This is a genomic window from Psychrobacter pasteurii, from assembly GCF_900162815.1.
Lineage (GTDB): Bacteria > Pseudomonadota > Gammaproteobacteria > Pseudomonadales > Moraxellaceae > Psychrobacter > Psychrobacter pasteurii.
Window position 1 is genome coordinate 1 of record NZ_FUGD01000142.1, and the last position, 8452, is coordinate 8452.

Annotated in this window: 6 protein-coding genes, 2 tRNA genes and 1 pseudogene; 5 read left to right on the forward strand and 4 right to left on the reverse strand. The window is 39.7% G+C overall.

Annotated elements, in window-relative coordinates; translation table 11 throughout:
• A partial coding sequence (locus A1232T_RS12375) for a helix-turn-helix domain-containing protein (protein WP_143513974.1) occupies nucleotides 1–138 on the reverse strand: 138 nt, incomplete at its 3' end.
• Nucleotides 139–174: 36 nt separating this feature from the next.
• On the opposite strand from A1232T_RS12375, the pseudogene A1232T_RS12380 reads away from it, so the two are divergent.
• Nucleotides 175–489 (forward strand): annotated as a pseudogene (locus A1232T_RS12380) (IS3 family transposase); the annotation flags it as partial.
• On the opposite strand, the gene A1232T_RS12385 reads toward A1232T_RS12380, so the two are convergent.
• Together A1232T_RS12385 and A1232T_RS12390 are read right to left on the reverse strand one after the other, a co-directional pair.
• The gene (locus tag A1232T_RS12385) at nucleotides 477–803 is read right to left on the reverse strand and encodes a hypothetical protein (RefSeq protein WP_077449699.1); all 327 of its coding nucleotides are present in this window, start codon (nucleotides 801–803) and stop codon (nucleotides 477–479) included. The pseudogene A1232T_RS12380 and the gene A1232T_RS12385 sit on opposite strands and share 13 nt — an antisense overlap.
• 103 nt (nucleotides 804–906) lie before the next feature.
• Nucleotides 907–1821 carry a lantibiotic ABC transporter permease gene (locus A1232T_RS12390; protein WP_077449700.1) on the reverse strand — a complete coding sequence of 305 codons (915 nt, stop codon included), beginning with the start codon at nucleotides 1819–1821 and terminating at the stop codon, nucleotides 907–909.
• 391 nt (nucleotides 1822–2212) lie between these two features.
• Between A1232T_RS12390 and A1232T_RS12395 the strand changes: the two genes are divergently transcribed.
• Nucleotides 2213–2288: transfer RNA gene (locus A1232T_RS12395), tRNA-Val, on the forward strand.
• Between the two features lie 40 nt (nucleotides 2289–2328).
• Nucleotides 2329–2405: transfer RNA gene (locus A1232T_RS12400), tRNA-Asp, on the forward strand.
• Between the two features lie 431 nt (nucleotides 2406–2836).
• Here A1232T_RS12400 and A1232T_RS12405 read toward each other — a convergent pair.
• Nucleotides 2837–4540, reverse strand: a complete 1704-nt coding sequence (locus A1232T_RS12405; RefSeq protein WP_077449701.1) for a KAP family P-loop NTPase fold protein — start codon at nucleotides 4538–4540, stop codon at nucleotides 2837–2839.
• Between the two features lie 293 nt (nucleotides 4541–4833).
• On the opposite strand from A1232T_RS12405, the gene A1232T_RS12410 reads away from it, so the two are divergent.
• A complete protein-coding gene (locus A1232T_RS12410) occupies nucleotides 4834–6798 on the forward strand; it encodes a leucine-rich repeat domain-containing protein (protein ID WP_077449702.1) in 1965 nt (654 codons plus the stop codon).
• A 532-nt stretch (nucleotides 6799–7330) separates the two neighbouring features.
• The gene (locus A1232T_RS12415; RefSeq protein ID WP_244152472.1) at nucleotides 7331–8263 is read left to right on the forward strand and encodes a DMT family transporter; all 933 of its coding nucleotides are present in this window, start codon (nucleotides 7331–7333) and stop codon (nucleotides 8261–8263) included.
• The last annotated feature ends 189 nt before the right edge of the window (nucleotides 8264–8452 follow it).

Genomic DNA, 8452 nt, shown 5'->3' on the forward strand with positions numbered 1-8452 from the left:
AGCTTTACGCTCAATGTTCTTTTTCCAACGCTGAATTGTCGTTGTACTGATTTGATATTCTTCGGCAAGCTCTCGATAACTGTAACCTTCGTCAAGCTTGTCTAATATCATTTGTCTGTAGTCTTTTGAATATGCCATCTTATCAGTGTATCTTATTTATGGGGCTATGACTATAATGGCTTGATTATACATTCTGACCGAGGTAGCCAGTATTGCAGTCATCAATACCGCCAAATCATCGACAAACACGGTTTTCGTGGTTCTATGAGCCGTCGTGGCAACTGTTATGATAATGCACCGATTGAGAGCTTTTGGGGTCAGTTAAAGAATGAACTGGTTTATCACAAAGCCTACGAAACTCGAGAGGACGCCATTAAAGATGTAACTCGGTATATTGAGATTTTTTACAACCGTCAACGGATACAAAAAGGGTTAGGATTTAGATCACCTGCTCAAGTACTCCGAGACTTTTACCGTCAGGCTGCCTGATCAAATCTACCAAGTGTTTTACTCCGTATTTGACAGCAGGGGTCAGACCTCTTTAAAGAGACCTCATTAACAACTGCTAAAAAATCGTATAAAGCTGTGGTAATGCCTATCATAGCGCTAGGTTTTTCAGTTACTTTCTTAGTGTTAAACATCATTTCGATGCTAAGCCTAATCCTTTCTAATAACTCCAAAAGATTAAGTACTTGGTTCCAAACCATAGCGACAGGCGTATTTTTTGTATTACCGTTTGTATTATCGCCACCTACTCCTTTATCAATGCCGCCAAACGACTCGATGTTTTTTACAATCATCATTGAGTTTTTATATTTTTATCAGAATATTGTATGGTCAATACAGCAATTCATTGTTGGAATATTTTAGACTTGAGTATTTACCCAATAAGCCCCTACTCTACTCTTACCTTGCTCGATGACGCTTGACCATATATTTGCCAAGCAGTGGTAAGCAAAACGCCGGCAATTGAAACGCACCCAATAAAGGCAGGAACATGGCTCCCATAAACGGAACGGTAATGGTATAAGCCAGTAATACATTACGCCCACCACATACTATGGCTGCGACAATGGCATTTTCATAACCAAAACGACGATAGATAAAGTAAGCGCTGAAATAAAAGAACAATGCCAACACAGAGCTAAGTGCTAATAATGACAGCGCTTGCCATATATCCTGATCAAAGGTCTCACGAAACCCTGCCATAAGCCCTAGGGGAAATAAAAGCAGCAGTAAAATATTAAACTGTGCAACTTTTGGATAATAACGAGATAGAACATCAGGGGCAATGAAGCGACGTGCGGCAACGGCTAAAACCATTGGCATAATTATATATATCACCAAACGTTTGATATAAGTCGCCAGATCTAAATGGGCGTTTTTATCACCCAACAGCCACAATACACCCAATAAAGTACAAGGCATAACCAGCGTCGCAGCGATTGTCTTTGCCATGGCCAGCTGCGCATCAAACCCTACCGCATTAACCAGCGCCCCACTCCCAAACAAAGGCGCTGTGGCACCAAGCCCCGCAATTGCCAGTAATAAATCACCACGCACACCAAGGGCATAACTGATTAACACTAAAGCCAGGCTCATGCCCGCACTTTGCAACACTGCAAAGCCCCACACATACTTTGTCACGATACGCTTTAATAGTGCATATTGATCAATACCCAGTAAAGTAAAAAACATCAAGAAGAACAGTACTTCGGGTAAATACGCCAATACGGCATTGGATAAGTCTGGAAAAACAAAGCCCACAACTGCGCAAAGTGGCATGATTAAGGTGCTATGACGCGCAATAAAACGAAGCATGGCCTTTCCTAAAACTTATTTTGATCAACGCTTATTTAGCCTAATAGCTATGTCTTGAGAAGCAAAACAGCCATAGCGTCTAAATAACCCTTATTTTTCAAACGCTATGTTATACCGTTATTCTTAATGAGTTGCAAATATTATAGTACCCACTAGTCTATTTAAGGGTTAAACGGGATAGGTTTTGCCTAGATTCTTACTTTTAGATAAAAATTGAAAAATATATTTGACACATAGGAAATTATGTATATAATACGCATCTACATTCAGAGGACATAGTGATGAAGCTAAGTTCTTTAATGTAGAGCAAAAGAGTAAGCTTATAGAATTTTTGGTATATGAAAATTCTCTTGCACTCGGATGAAGCAGTGCTTCATTTATTCCTCGCTCAGGGTGATTAGCTCAGTTGGTAGAGCGTCTGCCTTACACGCAGAATGTCGGCAGTTCGAGCCTGTCATCACCCACCACTATTTTTAGAAAGTGGTTAAATATTCTAAAGCGACCTAAGCAGCGGTAGTTCAGTTGGTTAGAATACCGGCCTGTCACGCCGGGGGTCGCGGGTTCGAGTCCCGTCCGCTGCGCCATATTTTAAAACTTAGTTTTAGAACAAAGTTTCAACCTCAAGTATTTAATGCTTGAGGTTTTTTTGTGTCCTTTGTGTCCTCTGGTTTCATTCTTACCTATTCTCACCCCTTTATTTATATAGCCTCATCGCATTTATAGAACTTCAGATAAACCCTTCCCCCTTTTAACTTAGTAAGCACTAGCTTGTACCTAGTTTAGAGAGTTGTTATTAAATAATTCTAATTATTAGTTAAGATAATCTACGGTGACCAATTGCATTGTGACCAAATGGTGACCATTTTGTGACCCTCTCAATGTAAAGGAGCAGATGGAATGAATGGTTGATTACTGTCTTGTAATAAGTTATTCGAACAGCTCTATAAACAATAAAAAGAGCTCTTATAAAAAGAGCCCTTAGTTAATTATTGACCAATAAGTAGGATTTAATCATCTACGAGTTTTGGATAGTGAATCCACTCAGTCCCATTTTATTGACATGATTGACGAAGCTCTCGATATTACCAACTGCCCACTGGTTGCAAGTCGCCACTTTACCATCAGCAACTTTTACCAATTCATTTGGCTTAATGTAATAGCGCTTATGGCCTGTTCTCTTATAAATCTGCTCAGCATTTTCTTTGGAGGTAATCACACCTAAACTACCTTGTATCTCTGCTGGGAAAGCATCTTCTAATTCCGAGAAAGTTATACCTGGATTCTCTTTTACATATGCCTTAATGACTTGGTTAACCAGTCGACCCTTATTATATGATCCGCCTTGGAAAGCAAACTTAGAGAAATCTTTCTTAGCTTTGGTTGTTTCGACCGCATCTCCGACAGAGGTCACAGAAGATAGCTCTAACCCCTGTCTGAGTGTGTCTTCTAAGCTGACCTTCTGCTCCTTACAAAACTCTTCAATACGCTCAAACAGCCTAACAATGGCAGCATATCGAGCTTGTAAGAAGAAGTCTTTTCTACAGAGCTTGAACAGAATCTGCTTCCAGTCTTCCTCTTCACCCTGTAAATCTAGATCATCTTCTTTATCAAACAGTTGATACTCAACTTCAAGCTCATTATCCCAGCCGACAAAGTTAGGATAATGAGCTAAGACATTATAGATTTGCGGATATGAAATTTGGACAGAGAGTAGGAAGAAGTTTATTATTTCAGCCACTTCGTCTTGCTGGGTACCGACATCATTAATGCATTTAACCAGTGAGATGGCATTCATCAATCGTTTAATAGCACGTGGGTTCTTACCCACTGTGAGTAAACCAATCTCCTCGATAAGTATGGTCTGTGCTTCAGACACGTTGTCATTGATAAGCCTTAGCTGCTTCAAATTATCGATTAAGAAGCTTTGAACTTCATAGTTATTGACAGGCATAGAAAATGGAAGCTGAATGATCTTTTCAAAGAACGATCTAAACTCACGCTCATTCTCCATCGTCTTTTTACCAAACTTAGGCTCCAAGCCTTTAACTACAACATCATAGTCAATTGCTAATAAGAAAATACAATTGTCTAAGTCAAATAAGTTCTTTAATAACTCTAAAATTTGAACGGCAACAGGCGGGTTAATACGATCTAGGTCATCAATAAAGAAGATAAAGCCCTTTTGAGGATTTTGTGCAATAAAGTGATTAATCGTACTCTGAAGCTCGTCACGCAATTGACGAACACCGGTCTCACTTTGTTCCGTCTCAAACATAGAATCAACGACATCACCCGCACCACTACCAATCGTCATGTTTGCTGATGTCTTAAGAGCTACCTTACTAACTCTTGTGATAAATGACTTTGCCTTTTTCTTTAGCTGCGCTGCATCATCGCTATTTTCTTGCTCAATAACTTCAATAACCTGGTTGATAATCGCGGTAATAATATTGGTAAGTGTTGAGCTGGCATCCATCATCAGCCCGTACTCCCAGGTATTAATCCATACCCCGTAGTAACCTTCGCTATCTGTACAAAGCTCTTGCCTTAAAAAGTTCATTAAAGTAGTTTTGCCACTTCCCCACTCACCCTGAATGGCTACTGTCAGAGGTGTTTGAGCACTCATCAAGAACCGTTTTAACCCCTCTTTATATTTATCAATACCTAGTAAGTCTCTGTCTACTCTGGGTGTGTCTGTCAGGTTGCTGAAAGTGCTCATTAAAAATCTCCTAACTATAAATCATTCATCATTATTTAATAATATTCCTCAAGTATTACAAATAATCTACCACTAAAGATACTGCTATGCCTTATCACTGGCACACAATATCAATCTGTAGATTATGAACTTAAACTACCCGAATGCCTTTTTATTTTCAAATATATTTTTAACCAATATTTAAATAACTGGTTAAATTATTAGTATTTCCTTAGACACATTAGCCTTTAAATGACTATAATTAATTAAGAATGGCTTATAACTAAGAACACAATAGATAGAGGATTCTAATCATGGCAGATAACAATGAAGCATGGATGCGAGAAATTTGGGATTGGGCAGATGCACACGTATTAAGTGAGGAGCAAGTTCCGCGTAATGCAGATGGGCTGCTTGAACTACAAGAGCTCAACACCAGCGGACGTCGATTAAACAAACTGCCAAAAGAGATTGCGAACTTAACTCAATTAACATCACTAAATCTTGGTTTTGCTAATCTTAAGTCGCTGCCTGCGTTTATCTCAAAACTAACTAACTTAGAGTCACTGAACCTATCTAACAATAACCTAAAAAGCTTACCAAAGAGCATTGATAAACTGACTCAGCTAAAGTCACTAAATATTAGTAGCAACCCCTCTTTTGGTGAGCTACCAGAAAATCTTGGCGTTCTCGCAGGGTTAGAGCATTTAGACCTATCGAAGAACCGCAGCGTAAAAGAGATTCCGGCCTCTATCACTGACCTGTCTTACTTAAAATCGTTAAACTTATCAGATATGTCATTGCAGTCTGTTCCAGATAGCATAGGAGACCTTAGTTCTCTTGAGTCTCTGAAGCTCGGCGGTAATCGACTCAAAAACCTGCCTAGTACTCTACAAAATCTGACTCAGCTTAAAGAGCTAGATCTAAAGTTTATGTTCTTAGGCAATCTCCCCCAAGAGCTATCAAGCCTGCAAAATTTAGAGTCACTGAATGTTAGTGGAAACAGCCTTGACGAGCTGCCAGAATTCATCTGTACGCTTAGTAATCTGCAAGTCTTAGATATCAGTCTTAACGACATTGCTCAGCTCCCAGAGGGCATTGGTAGCCTATCTAAATTAACAACGCTACTTACCAACTCTAACTCACTGATAGCCTTACCTGAATCAATAGGTAATTTGGCCCAGTTAGAAGAGCTTAGTATTTATGAAAGTCAGCTAGATGCCCTTCCTGATTCAATTGGCTCGTTAACCAAATTAAAGAAGCTCTATGCATGGGAGAACAATTTTAAATCAGTACCTGACACTTTGTTTAAGCTAAACAACTTACAAGCGCTCAATATCTCACACAACCAAATAACAGAGTTACCTGATGCTATCGCTTCCTTGCAGAGCCTTGAGGAATTGATGTGCGCTGATAATAAACTAACTTCCCTGCCAGAAACAGTTGGCGAATTAAACAAACTCAAAACCATTCATATTTACGACAACCCTATCAGTTCACTACCAAATTCACTGACCAGTATCCTTGAGTTTGAAGACCTTTGGATCATTGATGACTTTTCCATCAAGCTGCCGACAAGTATCGAAGATATATTAAAACAGCTTGGTGATGAGGTTGTTCGCGGCTTAGAAGATATAGAATTCGAAGAGCAGACAGCTGAAGAAAACACTTCTGGTTCAATCAGTGCATCCGCATCAGCGTTACGTATTTCAGGTTATGGTGTTGAGATGTTTGCAGGCGAAGTCAATTTTGCCAGTTACACATACTTCAAAGAAAACGACATCGATCTTGAGGAATATTACAATGATGTGGAAGCGTCAGATAATAGCTTAGAGATTCCAGATGAGTATAACTTTGGCGCTAACGGCTTAACTGAGGTTGATGACATATGGCACACCAATGGCGCTTATTTATCTGAGGACAATACAATCGAAGTTTTAGACGATTCTGGTGATATTATTTGGCAATCGTACTGCGATCAAGAGTCATTGGAAAGCGCAGGAATTACTTTGATAGCGACGTCGAACTATGATGACATAGTTGACGAATTACAGCCTGAACAGGCCATGTTTATTGGTAGGCTGTTTCAAGATGGTACTGTTTTTGAGACATCAATTAATGACACTGATGCATTCGACCCCTTTAATCTAGTGATTTACTATTTTGAAGATGAAAGTGGCTGGATCATCAGCTCTATTGAATATGATGGCGAAGCGCTAGATAACGAAAACAGTGTCTCACAAACTTCAGGTTCTGAATTTATCTGGGAAGCCCGTTAGATCTCTATGAAATAAAATGAAAGCTGCTACTTCTAATTAGGAGACTTTCATATCAAAATATGCCAAGCTTCAAAATCAACATATTTATTACTTTTATATCTTACGACAATAAGTGTCGTAAATACATGACTATGACTATCGCTAATACCTTTTATTGCATAAAATTAACTCGTTAATAAGTAGATTAGTTTTCACTACTTAATACCCAATGTCCAACGTAACTTAGTGGTTCTAATCTGTCACGCCGGGGGTCGCGGGTTCGAGTCCCGTCCGCTGCGCCATATTTTAAAACTTAGTTTTAGAACAAAGTTTCAACCTCAAGTATTTAATGCTTGAGGTTTTTTTGTGTCTATTGGTTTTACAGTCTTAGTATTAACCTACCGCAAGAAAACAGCCACTACCTAATTCACAGCTATCTCTTAAGCTCACTATATATTACAATCGTCAGATAACACGGATTGCCACCAACACTTAGCCTAACCCCTCTTGCCTAGAGCTTGATGAGTGCTTGGTAATTTAAAGGAATGACAAGTTGACTCAATACACCGCAAAATCAGCGTACCCCATACTCAATAACACTTGGATTGGCATAGCTCAGGTCATACTGGCCGCCATCTGCTGGGGTACATTAGGTATCTTTTCGACCTATCTAAATCGATTCGGCTTTACAGGTTGGCAACTGACCATACTTCGAGTGGCCACCTCTGGAGTGGTCTTGATGGCACTGCTGCCTTTTTTATGGCGATATCTTAAAGCTTTAACCTTAAGACAGTGGACAGCTTTGGCCATACAGTCTTTAATCGGCGTGCTGGGCATGTCGGTTTTTTACTTCATGGCTGTTGTAAATTTAGGCGCTGGCCCAGCGGTAGCACTACTCTACACCGCTCCCGTATTTAGCTTAGGATTCTCAGCGTTGCTGTTAAATGAGCACATTACCAAACAAGCGGGAATGCTCGCCTTACTAGCTGTGATCGGCGTTGGCCTAACTATGCTTGGTGAAGAAGCCAAACTTAATTGGGGGATATTGGCCGGATTAATGTCAGGGGTGTGTTATTCGTTATACGGTGTCCTGGGGAAACGAGCCATGGGCGATACCCACCCTGCCCCCCTAGTGTTCTTTACCTCAGTATCCTTTAGTGCAGCGGTACTGATGTTTATGCCGACCACTTATGAGACTTATTATAAATTAGCCGCTCTACCCTTGCCTACTTGGGGCTATGTCGTCGGACTATCGATGATTGGAACCATAATTCCATTTGCTCTTTATATGAAAGCTTTAGAGAAGCTTCCTGCCACCCGTGCTTCAGTTTTTACCACCTTTGAGCCTTTAACAGCGATCCTACTGGCGGCTGTTTTATTAAATCAATCATTGGCTCCCATTCAGTATCTGGGCATAACTTTTATCTTGATTGCTTCTATTTTAAATAGCTTACTTAAGTCTCAGACCAATGAAGCTTCTACTTAACTTGTACGATTATATTGTTACCGATATGTAACCAGAATTTGACATACTTTAAGGGTTTGTTAGGATAATCGGCCTATTTTTTTGCCAAATAGTAAGGTACTCCCCAATGTCTAGACCAAATTATCATAAAATTAAGATAGAATTGGGTTGATAAAACGATTTATTATCCGAACTATTGTTAGCCAGATA

Bases quoted from the DNA above. Each gene is read 5' to 3' on its own strand.
- A1232T_RS12385 (WP_077449699.1), bottom strand. From the start codon at position 803: ATGATGATTGTAAAAAACATCGAGTCGTTTGGCGGCATTGATAAAGGA.
- A1232T_RS12390 (WP_077449700.1), bottom strand. From the start codon at position 1,821: ATGCTTCGTTTTATTGCGCGTCATAGCACCTTAATCATGCCACTTTGC.
- A1232T_RS12405 (WP_077449701.1), bottom strand. From the start codon at position 4,540: ATGAGCACTTTCAGCAACCTGACAGACACACCCAGAGTAGACAGAGAC.
- A1232T_RS12410 (WP_077449702.1), top strand. From the start codon at position 4,834: ATGGCAGATAACAATGAAGCATGGATGCGAGAAATTTGGGATTGGGCA.